Genomic DNA, 20,186 nt, shown 5'->3' with positions numbered 1-20,186 from the left:
GCGTATTCCGCGGGGTGCGTACTCCTCAGATCGGTGCGTGCTCCGCACCCGTCGCGGGGGTCGGATGCGGAGTACGCGCATGGATGCGGAGTTCGTGCCGGGTCGGATGCCGGGACGTGCGGTACTCGGCGCGCTCAGTCGGTCAGGACGAGAGCGCCTTCGTGATCCGCGGCAGTGAGACCGGCTCCGCTGTGCCGAGCTGCTGGGCGAACAGGCTCACGCGGTACTCCTCGAGCAGCCAGCGGGCGTGGGCGAGGGGTGCGGGGGCATCCACGGGCAGGGGGATCGTGCCGCCGGCGTCGGCGTAGAGTGCGGCGGCGCGTTCGAACTCGGTGAGCCGCTGCCGATCGCGACCCGGGTTGTCGGCGAGTGCGCGCACCCGATCGAGCGCGCCCTGCAGGTACCGGGGGAGGTGCCGCAGACGGGCGAGTCCCGTGCGCGAGACGAAGCCGGGGAAGACGAGCCCCGCCAGCTGCGACTTCACGTCGCCGAGGGCCCCCAACAGCGTCATGGAGTTCTGCGACTTCACGGCACGGTCGACGTCGCGCTGCGCCGTGAGGATGCGGGCCGTGAGTGACACCGCCTGGAAGAGGTCGTCGACCACGGCGGCGGACAGCGCGTCGCGGACGGCGGCGAACTGCTCCGCGGTGCGCACGCCCTGCGGTGCCGTGCGCGCCATCACCTCGTCGGCGACGGCGACCCGGGCATCCTCGATCAGCGCTTTCGCGGAAGGGTACGGGGATGCCGCGAGCGACAGCTTCTCGGCCGCGGTCAGGTGATCCAGGACGTAAGCGCTGGGCGAGGGGACGGCCAGCAGCAGCAGACGCCGAACCCCGGCATGGGTGAGGCGAGCCGCGCGCTCCGGGGTCGACTCGATGCGCAGCGCCACGGCATCCTTCTCGTCGACGAGCGCCGGATAGCCGCGCACGACGCCGCCGGCGACTCTCGTGTCGACGACCTCGGGGAGGGCGCCGAGATCCCAGGTCACGATGCCGGCACGCTCGGCGAGCGCCGGGCCCGCCGCCGCGAACGCGGTGCCGGCGGCGCCCGAGGCGCGCGCCACGCGCGCTGCCGGCGGGGCCTCGCGTGTGAGGCTGCGTGCGACCTGCTCGCGGGCGCGCCCGGCGAGACGGTCCTGCAGGTCGGCGAGATCGCGCGAGGTGCCGACGGTGCGTCCGCGGTGGTCCACGGCGCGGAACGTCACGAGCAGGTGCGCCGGCACCCGATCGAGGTCGAAGTCGTCCGTCGTGACGGGCTGGTTCGCGACGCGCTGGATGCGGGCGGCGAGCGCGGCGCGCAGGGTCTGCGGCGGCAGTCCGTCGTGGTGCTCGGGTCCTGCCCCGGCGAGTTCGTCGCCGAGCTTCGCGGCCCAGTCGGCGGCCGGTACGACGTGTCGCCGGATCGCTTTCGGGAGCGCCTTCAGCAGCGCGGTCGTGAGCTCGGCACGCAGCCCCGGCACCTGCCAGTCGAATCCGTCGGCACGCAGCCCCGCCAGCAGCGGCAACGGCACGACAACGCTCACGCCGTCCTCCGGGTTGCCGGGCTCGAAGCGGTACGACAGTGACAGCACCTGATCGCCCTGCTGCCACCGGCCCGGGAACGCGCGCTCGTCCGAGCGCGACGCGTCGTCGAGCAGGTCGGCCTCGGTCATGTCGAGCAGGCGCGGGGTGCGCGCGGAGGCATCCCGCCACCACGACTCGAACGAGCGCACGTCGACGACGTCCTGCGGCAGGCGCGTGTCGTAGAACACGAACACGGCTTCGTCACCGACCAGGATGTCGCGGCGGCGCTCGCGCTCCTCGACCTTCTCGAGGCGCCGCCGCAGCTCGAGGTTCCGACGCTCGAACGCCGTCAGACGCTTGTCGAGGTGCTGGCTGTTCCACTCGCCGTCGACGAGCGCGTGGCGCACGAACAGCTCGCGGGCGAGCGTCCGGTCGATGCGGGCGAGCTGCACCCGCCGGCGGGGGATGATCTCGACCCCGAACAGGGTCACCTTCTCTGCGGCAACGGCCGCCCCGGCATCCTTCGACCAGTGCGGATCGCTCAGCTGTCGGTGCGCGAGGTCGCCGGCGAGCTCCTCCGCCCACGCGGGATCGATCACCGCCACCGTCCGCGCGAACAGCCGCGACGTCTCCACGAGCTCGGCCGCCATCACCGCGTCGGGGGTCGCCTTGCGCAGCCCCGAGCCCGGGAAGATCGCGAACGCCGCGCCGCGCGAACCGCGGTAGCTCGCGATCGGCTTGCGCTTGTCGCCGGGCTTGGTTCCCTTCGGGGCGATCGAGCGGGTGTCGAGCACGCCGATGTGCGAGAGCAGCCCGGCCAGGATCGCGCGGTGCACCCGGGCCGGGTCGGCGGCGCCCGACGAGGGCGCGCTTTTCGCGCCCTTCGTGCCCATCAGCTGCCGGAGCTGACGGTGGACATCGGCCCATTCCCGAACGCGTACATAGTTCAGGAACTCGCTGCGGCACAGGCGCCGGAACGCGCTCGAGCCGAGCTCGCGCTGCTGCTCCTGCAGGTGATTCCACAGGTTCAGCAGCGTGAGGAAGTCGCTCGTCGGGTCGGTGAAGCGGGCGTGCAGGCGGTCGGCCTGCTCCCGCGCGCCGGGGTCTTCGACGGAGGGACGCTCGCGCACGTCCTGGATCGACAGACCCGCGACGATCGCGAGCACGTCGGGCAGCACCTCGAGCCGGCGCGCCTCGATCAGCATGCGCGCGAACCGCGGATCGATCGGCAGACGGGCGATCTCGCGGCCGAGCGTGGTGAGGCGACGCGACGACGACACCGCGCGCAGCTCGGTGAGCAGGTCGAACGCCGCCTTCACGCCGCGGCTGTCGGGCTTCGTGAGGAACGGGAAGTCCTCGATGTCGCCGAAGCCGAGCGCGAGCATCTGCAGGATGACGGAGGCGAGAGAGGTGCGCAGGATCTCGGGCTCGGTGTACTCGGGGCGGGCGTCGAAGTCGTCTTCGGCGTAGAGGCGGATCGCGATGCCGTTCGAGGTGCGTCCGGCGCGCCCCGAGCGCTGCTGTGCGGATGCCTGCGAGATGGCCTCGATCGGCAACTGCTGGATCTTGGTGCGCGCGCTGTAGCGCGAGATGCGCGCCGTGCCGCCGTCGATGACGTAGCGGATGCCGGGAACGGTCAGGCTCGTCTCGGCCACGTTGGTCGCGAGGATGACGCGGCGACGCAGCCCGGCGATCGTCGACGGTTCGAACACGCGGTGCTGCTCGGCGGCGGAGAGCCTGCCGTACAGGGGCAGCACCTCCGTCGGGCGGGCGTCCTTCGCGTACATGCCGCGGACGGCATCTGCGGCGTCGCGGATCTCGGCTTCGCCCGGGAGGAAGACCAGCACGTCGCCGTCGGGCTCGCGGTCGAGTTCGCGGAGGGCAGCGAGGAGCGTGTCGATGTCGTCGCCGGCGTCGTCGTCCTTCGCGCGCCCGCTCGAGCGCGCCGTGCCCGGCGTCGGAATCGACGTGGCCTCGCTCTCCGCGGTTCCGGGCCGGTATCGGATCTCGACCGGGTAGGTGCGCCCCGAGACCTCGATGACCGGTGCGGGGGTGCCGGCGGCATCCGCGAAGTGTTGCGCGAAGCTCTCCGGATCGATCGTCGCCGAGGTGACGATCACCTTCAGATCGGGGCGCTCGGGCAGGACGCGGGCGAGGTAGCCGAGCAGGAAGTCGATGTTGAGGGAGCGCTCGTGCGCCTCGTCGATGATGATCGTGTCGTAGCGGCGGAGCAGCCGGTCGCGATGGATCTCGTTGAGCAGGATGCCGTCGGTGACGAGGGCGATCTTGGTGTCGGCCGACACCTGGTCGGTGAACCGCACCTTGTAGCCCACTGCGCCGCCGAGGGGCACCTGCAGCTCGTGCGCGATGCGCTCGGCGATCGTGCGTGCGGCGATGCGCCGGGGCTGCGTGTGCGCGATGGAGGTGCGGCCGAGTTCGAGGCAGATCTTCGGCAGCTGGGTCGTCTTGCCCGATCCGGTCGCGCCGGCGACGATCACGACCTGATGGTCCGCGATCGCTCGCGCGATCTCGTCGCGCGCCGCGCTGACGGGCAGCTCCGGCGGATAGGAGATCACGGGCTCGGGGGAAGGCATAGCCCTCCATCGTATCGCGGTGCCCGGTCGGCGACCGGGCGGGGGTCAGCGCTCGACGGGCGTGTCGAACCGCGAGACCTCGACGATCGCGTCGAAGTACGACAGAAGGGTGTGCGGGATGTCGCCGAGCGGGGTGGAGAGGACGACGAGCGCCAGCCGCTTCGAGCCGGGCTGCGGGTACCAGTACTGGGCGACCAGCCGCCGCTGCGTGAACTCCTGGCCGTCCTCGACCTCGGTGGTCTCGTCGATCCGGTGCACGCGCACCGCCTCGCCGCCCTCGAACGGGCGACGCACCGCGGTCGCGGCGAGATCGGGCGAGATCGTCGGAAGGCTCTCCTCGAGGACTCCGAGAACGCGGTCCGGGCTCGTGCCGATCGCGGGGCTCATCCGCACCCGATCGTCGTCATAGAGCGTCAGGGCGGCCGACATCGGGTCTCCTGGGCCGAGCTCGGTCTGCAGCAGCATGAGCCGGGCGTTCGCCTCGCGCGCGCGCGCCGCCGCACGCACGAGGTCCTCGCGTATCCGGCGACGTGCGGTCGCCTCGTTGTCGCGGCTGCCGAGCGTGCCGCGGGCGATGTCGGATGCCGAGGCGCGGGCCGTCTCGTCGGAGTCGAGATCGACCCGCCACCACGTGCCGATGAGCCGGAAGACGAGCTCCGGTGCAGTGTCGGTCATCCGCCGATCTTCTCCAGGCCGGCGCGCATGAGCGTCACGCCGCCGTCGACGGCGAGGACGTTCGCGTCGGCGGGCAGCCCCTTGCTCGCGGGGGTGAGATCGAGGATCTGCTCCGAGTTCGCCGCGGAGCGAGCGTTGAGATCGAGCTGATCGAAGGGGATCGACGAGTCCCGCGCCGCGCGGAGGACGGCGCTCAGCGTCTGCGTCGACACCGCCTCGTCGCCGGTGATGAGCACGCTGAGGGAGAGCACGGTGTTCGCGCCCGACCGGCTCACCGTGGCGAGAGGATCCGTGACGCGCGGATCGGCGGCGGCGACGGCGTCGTACATCGTCTGCAGGGCGTTCACGGTGGCTTCTCCTCGGGGAGTGGTCGGGGACGAGGGCAAGGGGGGCGTCGCCGAGCATCCGGCGGCGAGCGCGAGCAGAAGCGCACCGGACGCTGCGGTGGCGAGCGCTCGTCGCGCGATCCTCGATGAGGGCATCACTTCTCCTGCCAGCTGTAGTACGTCTCCTGGTAACCGTAGGCGTTCTCATCGCCGATGAAGTAGCGATCCAGGTCGTCGCGCGTCGACGGCGGCACCTGGCCGATGTTGCTCTGCAGCGTGCTGTTGTACGCGGCGCCGTTGTGGATGCCGCCCATGCCCTCCGCCGCGAGCGGTGAGGGCTCGTTGATCGTCGTCCAGTTCGGGCGGTGCTGGGCGTATCCACCGGTGCCGAGCGAGATGATGCTGTCGAGTCGGGGCACGAGGTCCCCGTCGTGCTGCACCGAGACGACCTGCGTCGTGGAGGGGATGGGCATGCTGTCGATCGGGGCGCCTGCCACGACGACGGCGCTCCAGTTGTAGTCGGAGTTGTACGCCGCGAGCGTGCCGGCCATGATCCCGCCCTGGCTGAAGCCGACGAGCATGACGGGGTCCTCGGGACCGACACCGGCCTGCTTCATCGCGTCGAGCACGGCGCGCTCGTACTGCGAACGCAGCGACGGAGTGAGCATGAGGGCGAGGTTGCTGTCGAGATCGTTGGTCGCGCCCTGATCTCCGTCGAACCGCGACAGCCACTCCTGGGTGCTGGGCAGCGACACCCGCCAGCGCACCACGCCGTCGGCGTCGACGACCTTGGTCACGCTGATCACCGACTCGTTCGCGACATCGGTCTTGACGGTGCCGTCCTCGTTGTAGGTGTAGACGTGGCCGAGCTTGTCGACGTACGCCGCTTCTTTGATGGCGGTCGACAGGTCGCGGGGCTGCCCCATGTCCTGTCGCTTCTCCCGCTCGTCGCGGGTGTACTCGCCGACCTTCGGGGTGGGCTTCAGGACGTCCGAGAGGATGCTGCCGAGCAGGAATCCCGCGAGGATGCCGACGACGAGCGCCGCGATCAGCGGGCCGATGACGGGGATGAGGGACAGCAGGGCATAGACCAGCACGAGGATGAGGATCGTGCCGAGCAGTGCCAGCACGGTCGAGACGAGACGTTGCAGCTCGTCCCAGAGGTCGTGGAGGAACTCGCCCACCCACCGTCCGAGGTCGGCGAGCCACGACCCGACGCCGGCGAAGAAATTGCCGACGTGATCGAGCCAGCTTTCGTTGGTCGCGTCGATCGCGCTGTCGATGAGCGACATGGCGCGCTGCGCGGCGGCCTCCATCTCGCGACGGGCGGCCTCATGGTCGTCGCGTGCGCTCGACGCGGCGGCGTCGTAGCGGCGCGCGGCGCGCTGCGCGTCGGCGACCTCGCGCTCGGCGGCCTCGATCGCCCCGAGGGGCGCCGCGGCGTCCTCCAGGCCCTGCACGCGCCGGGTGAGCGCGTCGAGGCGGGAGCCGGCCTGCCCGGCGTAGCTCTCGGCCGTCGCCTCGGCGGCGTCGGCGGCGTCGGCGCGGCGGTGCGCGTCGCCGAGGGCTGCGGCGTACTCCACGAGGGCGGCGGCCGTGCCGGCGTAGCGGCCGTAGGCCTCGCTGAGGGTGCCCGCGACCTCGCCGCTGCGCTGCCGGATGGCATCCAGCGACTTCGCGGTGCTCGTGTAGGCCAGCGCGCGCAGGTCGGCGGCGGCGCGGTCGATCCGACTCGCGGATGCCTGGTAGGTCGCGGCGCGTTCGGCCAGTGCGGTGGGGTTGCCCGGGAGTGCCATCAGTGATCGCCTCCGTTCGTCGACGGTGCCGTGGGTGCGGGCCCGGGGGCGGGCGACGGCGTGGGCGCGGGCGCGGGGGCCACCGGAGGTGTCGACTGCGCGACGACCGCGTCGTCGATCTCGCGGCTCATCGCGGCGTCGCCCTGGGCCGAGTCTCGCAGCGAGGACGCGAGATTCGTATCCAGATCGTCGAACGTGTCGACGACGGCGCGCAGGTACTGCGCGATCGTGGTGAGGTTCTCCTCGAGCTTGTGCCGCGCGATGTCCCACTTGTCGCCGAAGTCGCGCACTTTGCCGGCGAGACCGTCGTGGCCGGTGTAGCCGGCGGTCTCGTCGGCGATGCGCTCGGCGGTGGAGAAGTCGCTCGCGATCCGCTCGGCCCGCGAGGCGCTCGTCGTCAGTTCCGTGACATCGATGTTCAGGTCGGCCATGTTCTTCCTCGTCGTCGCTCCGGTCCCCTCACCGTACGAGATGCGCGGCGGTCCGGCGATGGGCAGAACTCCCCATCGCCCGACCGCCACGGCACGGCGATCAGACCCAGCCCTGCAGCCAGTTGTGCAGACGGTAGAAGTCGTAGGGCACCTGCATCGCCGACCAGAGCGGATACCAGAAGATCGACAGGGCGACAGCGACGATGAGAACCACGAGCACGATCTGCTGACCCGACCGGCGGCGGGTCGCACTCGCGTGCGCAGGCCCCGCGATCTCGCGCAGCGCGAAGGTGAGTGCGACGAGCAGGAACGGCCAGATCGCGATCGTGTAGAACTGGAAGATCGTCCGCTCCGGGAAGGCGAGCCACGGCAGCCAGGTCGCGGCGATGGCGACGAGGATCAGCGCATGCCGCCAGTTGCGCTCCAGGGCGAAGCGGTAGACGAGGTAGAGGGCCGCGGCGACGCTCGCGTACCACAGCAGCGGGTTCGGCATGGAGTAGAGGATGTCCAGGCATCCCGCGCTGCCGCCCGCGCACCCGGACTGACCGTCGCCGGTCGCCTGGGCGTACATCGACGTCGGCCGCCACAGCAGCGCCCACTGCCATGCCGGGCTCTCGTAGTTGTGCGGCGAGGTCATGTTCGCCATCGAGGTGTAGATCGTCTGGTGGTACTTCCACAGGCTCTGCAGCCAGAGGGGCACCCAGGAGAACAGTCCCGTCGCGGGGTTGGCGTCGGCGGCGTGCCGGTCATACCCTCCGTCGGTGACGATCCATCCCGTCCACGAGGCGAGGTAGACGCACAGGGCGACCGGCACCAGCAGCACGAACGAGACGAGGCCCTGCCGGACGGCATCCATCGGCCAGAACGTCACGCCCAGGCGGCGGCGTTCGAGCGCATCGGTCACCACCAGGTAGATGCCGATCGCGGCGAGCACCCAGACACCCGACCACTTGACGGCGGTCGCCGCCCCTGCGGCGGCGCCCGCGGCGATCAGCCAGGGGCGGTTCCACAGGATCGCGCCCCACGCGGGGGCCGCTCCGTCACGTTCTCGGGCGACGGTGCGGGCGGCCAGCCGATCCGGTGCACGTCTGCGGTCGAGTACGACGAACCAGAAGGCGAGCAGCACGAAGAAGGCCAGGAACACGTCCAGCAGCGCGACGCGGCTCATCACGATGCCGAGGCCATCGATCGCGAGCAGGAACGAGGCGATCGAGGCGAACACGATCGAGTTCGTCAGCGACCGCGCGAAGAAGAAGAGGATGAGCACGAGCGCCGTACCCGCCAACGCTGTGGCGAAACGCCAACCGAAGGAGTTGTCGGGACCGAAGAGTGCCATGCCCGCGCCGATCAGGAACTTGCCCAGCGGCGGATGCACGACGAAGCTTCCCGTCGCCCCGAAGATGTCCGTCTCACCGGCTGCGAAGCGGGCGTCGGCGCCGTCGGGCCACGTCGCCGCGTAGCCGAGGTTCCACTGGCTCCAGGCATCCTTGACGTAATACGTCTCGTCGAACACGAGGCTGTGGGGATGCCCGAGGTTCCAGAACCTCAGGACGGCGGCGAGCAGGGTGATCAGCGTCGGCAGCAGCCAGCCGTAGAGGCGCTGCAGGCGGGCGTCGCCCGCGAGGCGGGTTCGCCACGCGTCGTACCGGGACGGGCGGAGCTCGGGAAGCAGCGGCTCGACGGCGGTGGACACGGGCATCAGCCTAAGCGGTCGAGCCGGCGCGATCCTGCGCCGGCGATGTCTGCGTCGGGTGCGCTCCTAAGCTGGAAGGGTGATCATCCTCGCCGCGACGCCCATCGGAAACCTCGGCGACGCCTCGGCGCGGCTCGTGGCCGCCCTCGAAGCGGCGACGGTCGTCGCGGCGGAGGACACGCGCACGACCCAGCGCCTGCTGCAGGCACTCGGGATCGCCAACCGTCCGAAGCTGATCGCCCTGCACGACCACAACGAGAAGCAGCGGGCGGCGGAGCTCGTCGCGCAGGCGCGCGACGAGGACCTGCTGGTGCTGAGCGACGCCGGCATGCCGACCGTGAGCGACCCCGGCTACGGCCTCGTCGCCGAGGCCGTCGCGCAAGGGGTCACGGTGACCGCGATCCCCGGCCCGAGTGCCGTCGTCACGGCGCTCGCCGTCGCAGGCCTGCCGACCGACCGGTTCACGTTCGAGGGATTTCTGCCCCGCAAGACCGGCGACCGCCGCCGCGCGCTCACGGGGCTGTCGGGTGAAGCGCGCACGATGGTGTTCTTCGAAGCCCCGTCGCGCCTCGCCGAGACGCTCGCCGCGATGGCGGATGCCTTCGGCCCCGGTCGCCCCGCCGCCGTCTGCCGCGAGCTGACCAAACTGCACGAAGAGGTCGTGCGGGGCAGCCTCGGCGACCTCGCCGCCTGGGCCGAAGACGGCGTGCGCGGCGAGATCGTGGTCGTCGTCGGCGGCGCCCCCGAGCGCGAGGTGTCGCGAGGCGACGCCCTCGCGCAGGTGCAGGCGCTCGTCGCAGCGGGCACGCGCCTGAAGGATGCCGCGGCCGAAGTCGCCGCGCAGACCGGGCTCAGCTCGCGCGAGCTCTACCAGGCGGCGCTCGCCGCGCGCTGAGCGCGGCGCGGCGCGGTCACTCGGACGGTGCCCCCAATTGGACGAACGCCTCGGGGTCGATCTCTTCGAGAGCCGGTGAGGCCGCAGAGATCGGCGGTGCGGTGACGCCGGGCAGGGCGAAGGCCGCGAACGACGTCCCCTCGGCGCGGACGCGCACCGCTCCGTCCGCGTCGACGTCGAGCGCCGCGTCGCCGTAGAGGCGCTTCGCCGCGGCGGCACCGACGATGAGAGGGGCCTCGACCCGGGCATCCACACCGCCGCGCGTCGCGACGACGAGCACGCTCTCGGCCGCGCTCTCACGTACGAACACGACTCCGGCGTCGTCGACGTGCAGCCAGCGCAGCCCGCCGGTCGACAGTGCAGGGTGCGTGCGGCGCAGCGCGATGAGTTCGCGGTAGAGCGCGATGCGCGCTGCGATCTCGGGCTCGGCCATGCGATCCCACGGCATCGGCGTGCGGCTCATCTCGCCGTCCACGCCCTCGAGCCCGAACTCATCCCCGGCATAGACCACGGGAATGCCGGGGAGAGTCATCGACAGCCCGAGCGCCACCGGCACCGCGCCGGGCGAGGCGTACGTCGCGAAGCGTGCCGTGTCGTGCGTGTCGAGCGCCGACATCGTGCCGCGCTGCACTCGCCACGGGATCTGGCTGGTGAAGCGTTGGAACTGCTCGACGAACTGGCGTGCGCTGTATCGCGGCATACCCGTCGGCAGCCCGAAGAACCACATGTCGTTGCTCAGCTCGCCGTGGAACCCGTAGTGCGGGATGCGCCGCGGGTCGGCCAGCCACGCCCACACGCCGCGGGTGAACGCCGGGTAGGTCATGCCGCCGTGCCAGGCGTCGCCCTGCAGATCGGATGCCGCGTCGTTGGTCGACTCGGCGAGCAGGAGCGTGTCGGGGTTCACGTCGATCATGGTGCGGCGAAGCGTCTGCCGTACCTCGGCGTTCAGATCGACTCGGCCGAGCCGGCCGGTCATGTTCGCGACGTCGATCCGCCAGCCGTCGATTCCGTACGGGGCACGCAGCCACTGCGCGACGACGGAGTCCGGGCCCTCGATGAAGCGGCGGCGAAGCTCGGCGCTCGACCAGTCGAACTTCGGCAGGGTGTCGGCGTCGAGCCACGTCTCGTAGGTCTCGTTCGCCTCGTCGTGAAAGTAGTAGAACGCGCTCTCCGGCGCCTCGGGGTGCCCGAGAGCGGCACGGAACCAGTCGTGCGCGATGCCCGAGTGGTTGGTCGTGAGGTCGCCGATGATGCGGATGCCGCGCGCGTGCGACGCCTCGATCAGGCGGAGGTAGGCGTCGTCTCCGCCGACGAGCGGATCGACGGCGTCGAAACGCGAGGCGTCGTACCGGTGGTTGGACTCCGCCGGGAAGATCGGCGTGTGGTACAGCGCCGTGACCCCGAGGTCGGAGAGATGGTCGAGCTTCTCGGCGGCGCCGTCGAGATCGCCGCCGTAGAACTGGCGCCCGCGCCCCGGGTGCACCGGGTCGAGCGGTCCGTCCCATGCCGCGGGGATCGCCCAGTGCGGCGCGGGTCGCGCATCGGCGGCCTGTGAGCGGGCGAACCGGTCGGGGAAGATCTGATAGAGGACGGTGTCGTCCATCCATGCCGGCGGCGGATTCTCGGCGACGAGGGCGAAGTCCTGCCCGTCGAGGGCGTCGACATCGGTGAGGCCGCCCTGGTTGAGGATCTCCACCCGTCCGTCGGCGAGCACCAGATGGAAACGGTAGCCGTGCCGAGGGTTCGTGACGACGATGTGCGCGGTCCACCACTCCCATCCGTCGGCCGCGCCGTCGCGTGAGGCCTCGACCCAGACCGGTTCGTGGTCGGGGTTGGAGCGGACGAGCACCCGCCCCACCGCGTCGTAGCCCTCCGGCACGCGAAGTCGTACGGCGACCTCGTCGCCGAGGGCGGGTGCAGAGTGCGAGACGTACAGGGGCGAGCCGTCGTGGTGCGGGCGGCGTGCGGCATCCATCATGAGGACCTCCGGTTGGGTACCGACTCCGACGTCGGCGAGATGCGACGTGGTTGCACGCGAGCGCGTGACAGAGCCCCTCAGTTGTGTTGTCAGTCTACCGAGTGCCATCCGATGTGGCCACGGCGCGCTCAGTGGGTCACTTCACCGAACCCGCCGTCAGTCCGCCGACGATGAACCGCTGGAGCGACAGGAACAGCGCCATCGGCAGGATCGCGGCGAGGACCGCACCGGCGGCGAAGACGCTCCAGTTGCGCGCGGTCTCTTGCGAGACGAACTGGTAGAGCCCGACGGCGAGCGTCTGCTTCTCGGGGTCGACCAAGATGACCGACGCGATGAGGAAGTCGTTCATCGTGCCGATGAACGAGAGGAGGCCGATCACGGCCAGGACGGGGGCGACCAGGCGCAGGATGATCGTGAAGAAGATGCGCGCGTGACCGGCGCCGTCGATCTTCGCGGCCTCGTCGATCGATGCCGGGACGGTGTTGAAGAACCCGTACATGAGGAACGTGTTCACACCCAGCGCGCCACCGAGGTAGACCATGATGAGGCCGATCTGGGAGTTCAGACCCAGCGCCGGGAACACGTCGCTGATCGCCGACATCAGCAGGAAGATCGCCACGACCGCGAGCAGCTGCGGGAACATCTGCACGAGCAGCAGCGTCAGAAGCCCCGCGCGCCGGCCACGGAAACGCATCCGCGAGAACGCATAGGCGGCCAGGGCGCAGAGCACCACCGTGAAGAACGACGTGGTGAGCCCGATGAAGATCGAGTTGACGAACCACGCCCCGTAGGGCCGGAGCGGGTCTTGGAACAGCGCGATGTAGCTGCCGATGTCGAAGTTCGAGAACAGGCTGTTGGCCGTCAGCAGGGTGCCCCCGGGGTTGAGGGAGGCCGACAGCACGTACACGAGCGGGAACGCCGAGAAGACGATCATGACGATGCCGACCAGGTGCCGCCATCCCGTCTCGCGGAACCAGCGGCCGAAGGGCCGGCGCGGCTCTTTGGCGCCGGGGACGCCGGCGTCGCCCCACTTCTTGCCGGTGCTGCCGCCGTCACCGGACGAGGACGCGACGGATGCCGCGGGAACCGCTTCTTGGATGCTCATGTCAGTTCAACTCCTCGAGGACCTTGGTCTGGCGGAAGCTCAGGTACGAGATGACGGCGACCAGCACGAAGATGATGATCGAGAAGGCGCTCGCCAGACCGTAATCGCGCTCGGCTCCCACGAACGCGACCTTGTAGACCATCGAGATCAAGATGTCGCTGTGCCCGACGTTGATCGACGCGTCGGGAATGCGGGGTCCGCCGCCGGTGAGCATGTAGATCAGGTTGAAGTTGTTGAAGTTGAACGCGAACGACGAGATCAGCAGCGGTGCGACGGCCACGAGCAACAGCGGGAACTTGATGTAGCGGAAGATCTGCCACACGCCCGCGCCGTCGACCTTGCCCGCCTCTTGGATGTCTTCGGGGATCGATTGGATCGCTCCCGTGGTCACGAGGAACATGTACGGGTACCCGAGCCACAGGTTCACGATGAGGATCGAGACCTTCGCGAGGAACGGGTCTTGCAGCCAGGGGATGGATGCCCCGCCGAGCAGCGTCTGGTTGATGAACCCGAAGTCCTGGTTGAACATGCCCGCCCAGACGAGTGCCGACAGGAATGCGGGGAACGCGTAGGGGAGGATCATCACCACGCGGTAGTACTTCTTGCTCTTCATGCGGGGGTCGTTGAAGACGATCGCGAGGAAGAGGCCGAGGGCGAAAGTGGTCGCGACCGACAGGATCGCGAAAGCGAACGTCCAGATCGTCACCGCGATGAACGGACCGCGGATGGACTCGGTGGTGAAGGCGCGGACGAAGTTGTCGAGGCCGACCCACACCTGCCATCCCGTCGCAAGGGTCTGTCCGTCATCCGACACGAACGAGCCGTTGCCGTTGTCTTTGTAGACGACACCCGTCTCGGTGTTCGTCATGGTGCCAGCCGTCGCATCCCAGGCGAGGGTCGAGGTGTATTGGTAGGCGACCGACCCGTCGCGGGTCTGCAGGGTGCCGTCGTTCGGATCGTCGGAGAACGGGACGGCCAGCGCGGTGATGGCCGACTGGTTGGCGACGATCTGCGCGAAGTTCAGGGTGGTGTAGCCCGGGAGCGAGATGGCCCGGTCTCCGCTGAACTGCGCGTCGTCAGCCGGCTCGAGCGGCCGATCCGCGCCGCCGACGAGCGCGTCGCCGTCGGGATCGGTCACGAGGAAGAAGTAGGAGCCGTTCTGCTCGACGATCGAGAGCGGGTAGGTGGGGGAGTCGTCGACGCGCTGCTGGTTCTGGATGAGCAGCGCGTTGACGGCGTCGTCCTTCGTCGAGACGTGGCCCGACCCGTAGTTGGTGAACGCGATGTAGATGCAGAAGAGCACCACGAAGATCTGGAAGACGAAGAGGAAGACGAGGCCGGGGGTGAGGTACTTCGCCGGCAGGAGTCCTGGCTTCAGATAGATGACGTTGATGAGGAGGATCGCGGCGGCGATCAGCAGCGGCACGAGGAAGCCGCTGCCGATGAGGACGAGGATCGCGTAGATCCCCATCGCGTCGATGATGCCGAGGCAGACGATCTTGACGAGCCAGACCTTCCACCCCGCTCCGGCGGCTTCGGCCCAGGCCTCGGCACGCTTGCGCTTGCGTCGGGCGGCGCGCTCTTCAGCAGTGATATGGGGGCGCTCGATGTAGAGAGTGGGGCCGGTCATCGTCGACTCCTATCGGATGAGGGGGCGCGGGGCTGCCGCGGGCCTGGGGAAAGAGTGCAAGAGGAGGGGCGGCGTCCGCAAGGGACGCCGCCCCCGGTCAGGGTCAGCCGAGCTTCGCCTGGATGGAATCAGCCATCTTGACCCAGTCACCGGCCGGGTCGGACGAGCCCTTGATGAGCGCGGCCTCGGTCTTGCCCCAGTCATCCCACACCGAACCCATCTCGGGGATGCTCGGCATCGGCACGGCGTTCTGGCCGACGGCCGCGAAACCGGCGACGATCGGGTCGGACTGCGCCGCCTTGAACGACTCGGTCAGCGCGGGCGGACGCCCCCCCGCCTCGAACAGCTTCGTCTGCACGTCGGCGGTCGCGATGTAGTTCACGAGGAACTCGTTGGCGATGAGCGCGTTGTTGCTCTTGGCCGACAGGAAGAACGCCTGCACGCCGGCGAACGGCTGGGCCGTCTGCCCGCCCGCGCTCGGGATGGCGTCGACGGAGACGTCGATGCCGGCCTTCTGAGCGTCGGCGACGTTCCACGGACCCGTCAGGAAGTACGGCGACTTTCCGGCGTTGAAGGCCTCTTTGGCGAGGTCGCCCGACAGGTTGAGGTTCAGCACCTTCGTGCCGGTGTCGCCCTGCGCGGTGAGCCACGCGGCGAAGCCCTGGCCGGACTCGTCACCGATCGTCAGCTTCGACGCGTCGTACGAGCCGTCGGCGTTGCGAGCGAAGACCGAGCTCCCGAAGGAGGTCTGGAACGGGTAGAGGTGGTAGGGGTCGGATGCCTGGGGGTCGAGGCCCACGACGAACGGGTACTCGGTGCCCGCGGCACGGCCGGCGGCGATCATCTCGTCGTAGGTGGCCGGGGTCGACGACGCCAGCGCGGTGTTGCGGAGGATGGCGATGTTCTCGATCGCGTACGGCAGTCCATAGGTCTTGCCGTCGTAGGTGACCGCCTCGACGGCGACCTTCTCGAAGTCGGCGGACTTGTCGCCGAGCTCGACGGGGGCGACGATGCCGTCCTTGACGAACGCGCCGATCCAGTCGTGGCCGCCGATCGTGATGTCGGGGCCCTTGCCGGTGGGAACCTGCGCCGTGAACTCGTCGCGGATCTTGCCGTAGTCCTTGACGACCAGGTTGACCTTGACGCCCTTCTCCTGCTCGAACGTCTTCGCGACGTCTTCGAGCGCGCGGGCGCGGTCGGCGTCGACCCAGACGGTCAGCGTTCCGCTTGCGGCGGTGCCGTCGTCGGTCGGCGTGGCCGTCGTCCCGCTGCTCGAGCAGCCCGCCAGGGCGAGGATGCTCGCCGCGACGACCATGCCCGTGGCGAGCATGCCCTTCTTCTTCACCTTCATCGGTGTGCCTCTCTTCATTGCGGCGTGAGGCCGATCGTGCGTCGGCCCCGTCGCCTGGTGCTGTCACCGCGCTGAACGCGCGCAGTGCCATTGTGCGCTCCGTGAGCCCGTCGGTGAGGTGTTCGTTATCGAACTGTGACCGGTCACAGGTTTTGTGGTCTGACCAAGATAGCACACCGTAGCGGAGGGTATAGTCGGCTGTCGTGAGCTCGATCGGCAGTGCGAGAAAACCCACGATCCGCGACGTGGCGGCGGTCGCGGGCGTGTCGCACGGCACGGTCTCTCGGGTCATCAACGGCGGGCACTGGGTTTCTCCCGAAGCGCGCGCCGCCGTCGAAGAGGCGATCCGCACCACGGGGTACACCGCCAACCACGCGGCACGCACCCTCGCGACGGGCAAATCGAACTCGCTCGCGTTCTTGTTGACCGAGTCGCAGCAACTCCTCTTCTCCGACCCGACGTTCGCGCTCCTTCTCCGCGGCGCGACGGCGGCGCTCGCCGAGCGGTCGATGACGCTCGTGCTGCTCATCGCCGACACCGCGCAGGAGCAGCTCAGCGTCGAGCGGTACGTGAGCGCGGGACACGTCGACGGTGTGCTGCTGGTGTCGTCGCACGCATCCGACTCGCTCCTTGCCACGCTCGTCGCCACCGGTGTTCCGACCGTGTGCTCGGGGATTCCCCAGCAGGGCGATGTCGTCGTGCCGCACGTCGCCATCGACGAGATCGAGGCGGCGCGGACGATGACGAGTCATCTCATCGAGCGTGGACACCGCCGGATCGCGCTCATCACCGGACCCCTCGACACGCCGGGCGGACGTCTGCGTCTGGAAGGGTTCCGAGAGGAGCTCGGCGATCGTTTCGACCCGGAGCTCGTCGAAACAGGCAGCTACGAGGCGGCGAGCGGCGACGCCGCGATGGAGCGCCTGCTCGAACGCGCACCCGACATCGACGCGGTCTTCGCGGCGAGCGACGTGATGGCCGTCGGCGCGATCGAGGCCCTTCGCCGTGCCGGGCGCCGCGTGCCCGAGGACGTCGCCGTCGCGGGCTTCGACGACTCGGGGCTCGCCGAGACCCACCGCCCTCCGCTCACCACGGTGCGCCAGCCCTGGTCGCAGATCAGCTCGACGATGGTCGACATGGTGCTCGACATCATCAACGGCACACCCCGCGAGCCCGTCGTGCTGCCGACGAGCCTCGTCGTGCGCGAGAGCGCTTGAGCGCCGTCACACGCCGATCGAGTTCCGGAGCCCCAACTAGAATCTTCGGGTGAGCACCGGTCAGTCCTTCTACATCACGACGCCGATCTACTACCCGTCGGATCTTCCCCACATCGGCCACGGGTACACGACGGTCGCCGTCGACACCCTCGCGCGCTGGCACCGGCAGGCAGGCGACGACACCTGGATGCTCACCGGCACCGACGAGCACGGTCAGAAGATGCTGCGCGCCGCCGCGGCCAACGGCGTGACCCCGCAGGAGTGGGTCGACAAGCTCGTCACCGAGTCGTGGTTCCCGCTGCTTCGGACCCTCGACGTCGCCAACGACGACTTCATCCGCACCACCCAGCCGCGCCACGAGGAGCGCGTGCAGGAGTTCGTGAAGGCGCTCTACGACCGCGGCTACATCTACGCGGGCGAGTACGAGGCGCTGTACTGCGTCGGCTGTGAGGAGTTCAAGCCCGAGGCCGAGATCGTCGACGGCACGGGGGCCTTCGAGGGGCTCAAGGTCTGCGCGATCCACTCGAAGCCGCTGGAACTGCTGCAAGAGAAGAACTACTTCTTCAAGCTGAGCGAGTTCCAGGACCGTCTGCTCGAGCTCTACAAGACCGAGCCCGACTTCGTGCGCCCCGAGTCGGCGCGCAACGAAGTCGTCTCGTTCGTGCGGTCGGGGCTGAAGGACCTGTCGATCTCGCGGTCGGCGTTCGACTGGGGCATCACGGTGCCGTGGGACCCGTCGCACGTCATCTACGTGTGGGTCGACGCGCTGCTCAACTACGCGACCGCCGTCGGATACGGCACCGACCCCGAGCAGTTCGAGCGCCGCTGGCCGGCGTATCACGTGGTCGGCAAGGACATCCTGCGCTTCCACGCGGTGATCTGGCCCGCGATGCTGATGGCGGCGGGGCTCGATGTGCCCCGAGGCGTGTTCGCCCATGGCTGGCTGCTGGTCGGTGGCGAGAAGATGTCGAAGTCGAAGCTCACCGGCATCGCCCCCACCGAGATCACCGATGTGTTCGGGTCGGATGCCTACCGGTTCTATTTCTTGTCGGCGATCGCCTTCGGTCAGGACGGTTCGTTCTCGTGGGAAGACCTGTCGGCCCGCTACCAGGCCGAACTCGCCAACGGCTTCGGCAACCTCGCGTCGCGGACGACCGCGATGATCGAGAAATACGTCGAGGGCATCGTGCCCCCGGCATCCGACTACACCGACGGCGACCTGGAGATCCAGCGGATCGTGGCGGATGCCGCGGCGAACGCCGATGCGGCGATGGAGCGCTTCCGCCCCGACGAGGCGATCGCCGCGATCTGGACCATCGTCGACGCGCTCAACGGCTACATCACCGAGAACGCGCCCTGGGTGCTCGCGAAAGATGACGCTCAGCGCGCACGCCTGAACACGGTGCTCTACACGACCGCCGAGGGTCTGCGCGCTCTCGCGGTGCTGCTGAGCCCCGTCATGCCCGCCTCGACCGAGAAGCTCTGGGCCGCACTGGGGCACCCGGGCCGACTGCAGGACCAGCCGCTCCGCGACGCCGGCCGCTGGGGCCAGCTCGCGCCCGGCACCTCGGTGAACGGCCTCGCGCCGCTCTTCCCGCGCATCGAGCAGTAGGTTTCTCTTCCGCGTGGCCTGTCCCGCTGTCGGCGGGGGGTGTCTCGCCTGCGGCGGCGGGTGTCTCGCTGTCGGCGGGGCGTGACTGGGGTGTCGGCGGGGGTATGCCGCTCTCGGCGGGGCGTGGCCGGAGTGTCGGCGGGGGTGTCCCACTTTCGGCGGGCCGTGTCCCACTTTCGGCGGGGCATGTCCCGAAAAGTGTTGCTTCCCGGTGCTGTGAGCAGCAGAAAGTGGGACATGCTCGGAGGGGGCGGGGCAGTGGTACCGCGAGAGAGTACGAGCACGCGACGGATGCCGGAACGAGGCATCCACGACGAACACAGTCAGAGGAGCACACCATGACCGAACCGTCCTCGGACCCGTCGAGCTACGTGCGGGTGCGCGAGAAGGGCTCGCGCGACGTGTCGTACCCGCCGCTGCCCGATCCGCTCCCCGTGTCGGTCTACGACAACCACTGCCACCTCGAGATCGAGGACGGTGAGGGGCTGCCCCTCGACGAGCACCTCGAGCGTGCGGCATCCGTCGGCGTCGTCGGCGTCGTGCAGGCCAGCGGTGACATCGAGTCGAGTCGCTGGGCGGCATGGGCCGCGGCATCCCACCGGCGCGTGCTCGCCGCCGTCGCGATCCACCCCAACGAGGCGCCTGCGTACGCCGCCGAGGGTCGGCTCGATGAGGCGATCGCCGTGATCGATGAACTCGCCGCGCAGCCGCGGGTGCGGGCGATCGGCGAGACCGGACTCGACTTCTTCCGCACGGCCGAGGACGGGCGCCCCGCGCAGTTCGAGAGCTTCGAAGCCCATATCGCGCTCGCGAAGAAGCACGGGATCGCGATGCAGATCCACGACCGCGACGCGCACGACGCGGTTCTCGAGACACTCCGCCGTGTGGGCGCGCCCGAAAAGACGGTGTTCCACTGCTTCTCGGGCGACGCCGACATGGCGCGGATCGCCGCGGCGCGCGGCTACTGGCTGAGCTTCGCGGGCAACGTCACGTTCAAGAACGCCCAAAACCTGCGCGATGCGCTGGCCGTGGCGCCGCGTGAGCGGATCCTTGTCGAAACGGATGCCCCGTTCCTCACCCCGACGCCGCTGCGCGGCCGCCCGAACGCGCCGTACCTGGTGCCCGTGACGGTGCGGTTCATGGCCGACGAGCTGGGGATGCCGCTCGACGAACTCTGCGCTCAGCTCGCTGCCAACACGCTCGAGGTCTACGGATCGTTCGACGACTGATCGGCGGGGCCGGGGCGCGGGGCGCGTCTGCGGTGGGGTGGGCGAGCCTGCGGCTCGGCGCGTGACCCAGGCAGCCGCCCCAGCTGCACGAGAAACCATATCCGTGGCGAGAAACCACGCCTGACACGGTTTTTCGAGCCTGTTGTGGTTTC

14 protein-coding genes are annotated in these 20,186 nt (G+C 69.6%); 4 read left to right on the top strand and 10 right to left on the bottom strand.

The genetic code is table 11. From position 1 onward, the window contains the following. Positions 1 to 142 precede the first annotated feature (142 nt). From hrpA to JOE64_RS09530, 6 genes are all read right to left on the bottom strand, one after another. Entirely contained in the window at positions 143 to 4,096 is a 3,954-nt protein-coding gene (gene hrpA / locus JOE64_RS09555) for an ATP-dependent RNA helicase HrpA (RefSeq protein ID WP_204964034.1), read from the bottom strand. A 45-nt stretch (positions 4,097 to 4,141) separates the two neighbouring features. Further along, a complete protein-coding gene (locus JOE64_RS09550; RefSeq protein WP_204964033.1) occupies positions 4,142 to 4,771 on the bottom strand; it encodes a hypothetical protein in 630 nt (209 codons plus the stop codon). Next, positions 4,768 to 5,253: a hypothetical protein gene (locus tag JOE64_RS09545; protein WP_204964032.1), complete on the bottom strand. Its 486-nt coding sequence runs from the start codon at positions 5,251 to 5,253 to the stop codon at positions 4,768 to 4,770. The genes JOE64_RS09550 and JOE64_RS09545 overlap by 4 nt, the downstream gene beginning before the upstream one ends. Then, on the bottom strand, positions 5,253 to 6,893 hold the full coding sequence (locus JOE64_RS09540; protein WP_204964031.1) for an EI24 domain-containing protein: 1,641 nt from the start codon (positions 6,891 to 6,893) through the stop codon (positions 5,253 to 5,255). Before JOE64_RS09540 ends, JOE64_RS09545 begins: the two co-directional genes overlap by 1 nt. Continuing rightward, positions 6,893 to 7,324, bottom strand: coding sequence for a hypothetical protein (locus JOE64_RS09535; protein ID WP_204964030.1), 432 nt, complete (start codon positions 7,322 to 7,324; stop codon positions 6,893 to 6,895). Before JOE64_RS09535 ends, JOE64_RS09540 begins: the two co-directional genes overlap by 1 nt. A gap of 100 nt (positions 7,325 to 7,424) precedes the next feature. Further along, positions 7,425 to 9,017 carry a dolichyl-phosphate-mannose--protein mannosyltransferase gene (locus JOE64_RS09530; RefSeq protein ID WP_204964029.1) on the bottom strand — a complete coding sequence of 531 codons (1,593 nt, stop codon included), beginning with the start codon at positions 9,015 to 9,017 and terminating at the stop codon, positions 7,425 to 7,427. A gap of 79 nt (positions 9,018 to 9,096) precedes the next feature. On the opposite strand from JOE64_RS09530, the gene rsmI reads away from it, so the two are divergent. Then, positions 9,097 to 9,912, top strand: a complete 816-nt coding sequence (gene rsmI / locus JOE64_RS09525) for a 16S rRNA (cytidine(1402)-2'-O)-methyltransferase (RefSeq protein WP_204964028.1) — start codon at positions 9,097 to 9,099, stop codon at positions 9,910 to 9,912. 16 nt (positions 9,913 to 9,928) lie between these two features. On the opposite strand, the gene JOE64_RS09520 is transcribed toward rsmI, so the two are convergent. From JOE64_RS09520 to JOE64_RS09505, 4 genes are all read right to left on the bottom strand, one after another. Next, positions 9,929 to 11,890, bottom strand: a complete 1,962-nt coding sequence (locus JOE64_RS09520) for a glycoside hydrolase family 13 protein (RefSeq protein WP_204964027.1) — start codon at positions 11,888 to 11,890, stop codon at positions 9,929 to 9,931. Positions 11,891 to 12,026: 136 nt separating this feature from the next. Further along, a complete protein-coding gene (locus JOE64_RS09515) occupies positions 12,027 to 12,995 on the bottom strand; it encodes a sugar ABC transporter permease (RefSeq protein ID WP_230403892.1) in 969 nt (322 codons plus the stop codon). A gap of 1 nt (position 12,996) precedes the next feature. After that, positions 12,997 to 14,625: an ABC transporter permease subunit gene (locus tag JOE64_RS09510; RefSeq protein WP_204964026.1), complete on the bottom strand. Its 1,629-nt coding sequence runs from the start codon at positions 14,623 to 14,625 to the stop codon at positions 12,997 to 12,999. A 103-nt stretch (positions 14,626 to 14,728) separates the two neighbouring features. Beyond that, the gene (locus JOE64_RS09505; protein WP_204964025.1) at positions 14,729 to 15,976 is read right to left on the bottom strand and encodes a sugar ABC transporter substrate-binding protein; all 1,248 of its coding nucleotides are present in this window, start codon (positions 15,974 to 15,976) and stop codon (positions 14,729 to 14,731) included. A 203-nt stretch (positions 15,977 to 16,179) separates the two neighbouring features. Here JOE64_RS09505 and JOE64_RS09500 point away from each other — a divergent pair, with 203 nt between their 5' ends. The 3 genes from JOE64_RS09500 to JOE64_RS09490 all read left to right on the top strand — a co-directional run bounded on the left by JOE64_RS09500 (position 16,180) and on the right by JOE64_RS09490 (position 20,034). Continuing rightward, positions 16,180 to 17,193: a LacI family DNA-binding transcriptional regulator gene (locus tag JOE64_RS09500; RefSeq protein WP_204964024.1), complete on the top strand. Its 1,014-nt coding sequence runs from the start codon at positions 16,180 to 16,182 to the stop codon at positions 17,191 to 17,193. A gap of 49 nt (positions 17,194 to 17,242) precedes the next feature. Further along, positions 17,243 to 18,805: a methionine--tRNA ligase gene (gene metG / locus JOE64_RS09495; RefSeq protein WP_204964023.1), complete on the top strand. Its 1,563-nt coding sequence runs from the start codon at positions 17,243 to 17,245 to the stop codon at positions 18,803 to 18,805. Positions 18,806 to 19,143: 338 nt separating this feature from the next. Beyond that, on the top strand, positions 19,144 to 20,034 hold the full coding sequence (locus JOE64_RS09490) for a TatD family hydrolase (RefSeq protein WP_204964022.1): 891 nt from the start codon (positions 19,144 to 19,146) through the stop codon (positions 20,032 to 20,034). Positions 20,035 to 20,186 lie beyond the last annotated feature (152 nt).

Source organism: Microbacterium dextranolyticum, from assembly GCF_016907295.1.
Lineage (GTDB): Bacteria > Actinomycetota > Actinomycetes > Actinomycetales > Microbacteriaceae > Microbacterium > Microbacterium dextranolyticum.
Note: the sequence above shows the minus strand (reverse complement) of the source record. Positions and strands in the feature narration are given on the sequence as shown.

Coding starts and splice junctions, on each gene's coding strand:
- JOE64_RS09535 (WP_204964030.1), bottom strand. CDS start 7,324: ATGGCCGACCTGAACATCGATGTCACGGAACTGACGACGAGCGCCTCG.
- JOE64_RS09520 (WP_204964027.1), bottom strand. CDS start 11,890: ATGATGGATGCCGCACGCCGCCCGCACCACGACGGCTCGCCCCTGTAC.
- JOE64_RS09540 (WP_204964031.1), bottom strand. CDS start 6,893: ATGGCACTCCCGGGCAACCCCACCGCACTGGCCGAACGCGCCGCGACC.
- JOE64_RS09545 (WP_204964032.1), bottom strand. CDS start 5,253: ATGCCCTCATCGAGGATCGCGCGACGAGCGCTCGCCACCGCAGCGTCC.
- JOE64_RS09505 (WP_204964025.1), bottom strand. CDS start 15,976: ATGAAGGTGAAGAAGAAGGGCATGCTCGCCACGGGCATGGTCGTCGCG.
- hrpA (WP_204964034.1), bottom strand. CDS start 4,096: ATGCCTTCCCCCGAGCCCGTGATCTCCTATCCGCCGGAGCTGCCCGTC.
- JOE64_RS09515 (WP_230403892.1), bottom strand. CDS start 12,995: ATGAGCATCCAAGAAGCGGTTCCCGCGGCATCCGTCGCGTCCTCGTCC.
- JOE64_RS09510 (WP_204964026.1), bottom strand. CDS start 14,625: ATGACCGGCCCCACTCTCTACATCGAGCGCCCCCATATCACTGCTGAA.
- JOE64_RS09550 (WP_204964033.1), bottom strand. CDS start 4,771: ATGACCGACACTGCACCGGAGCTCGTCTTCCGGCTCATCGGCACGTGG.
- JOE64_RS09490 (WP_204964022.1), top strand. CDS start 19,144: ATGACCGAACCGTCCTCGGACCCGTCGAGCTACGTGCGGGTGCGCGAG.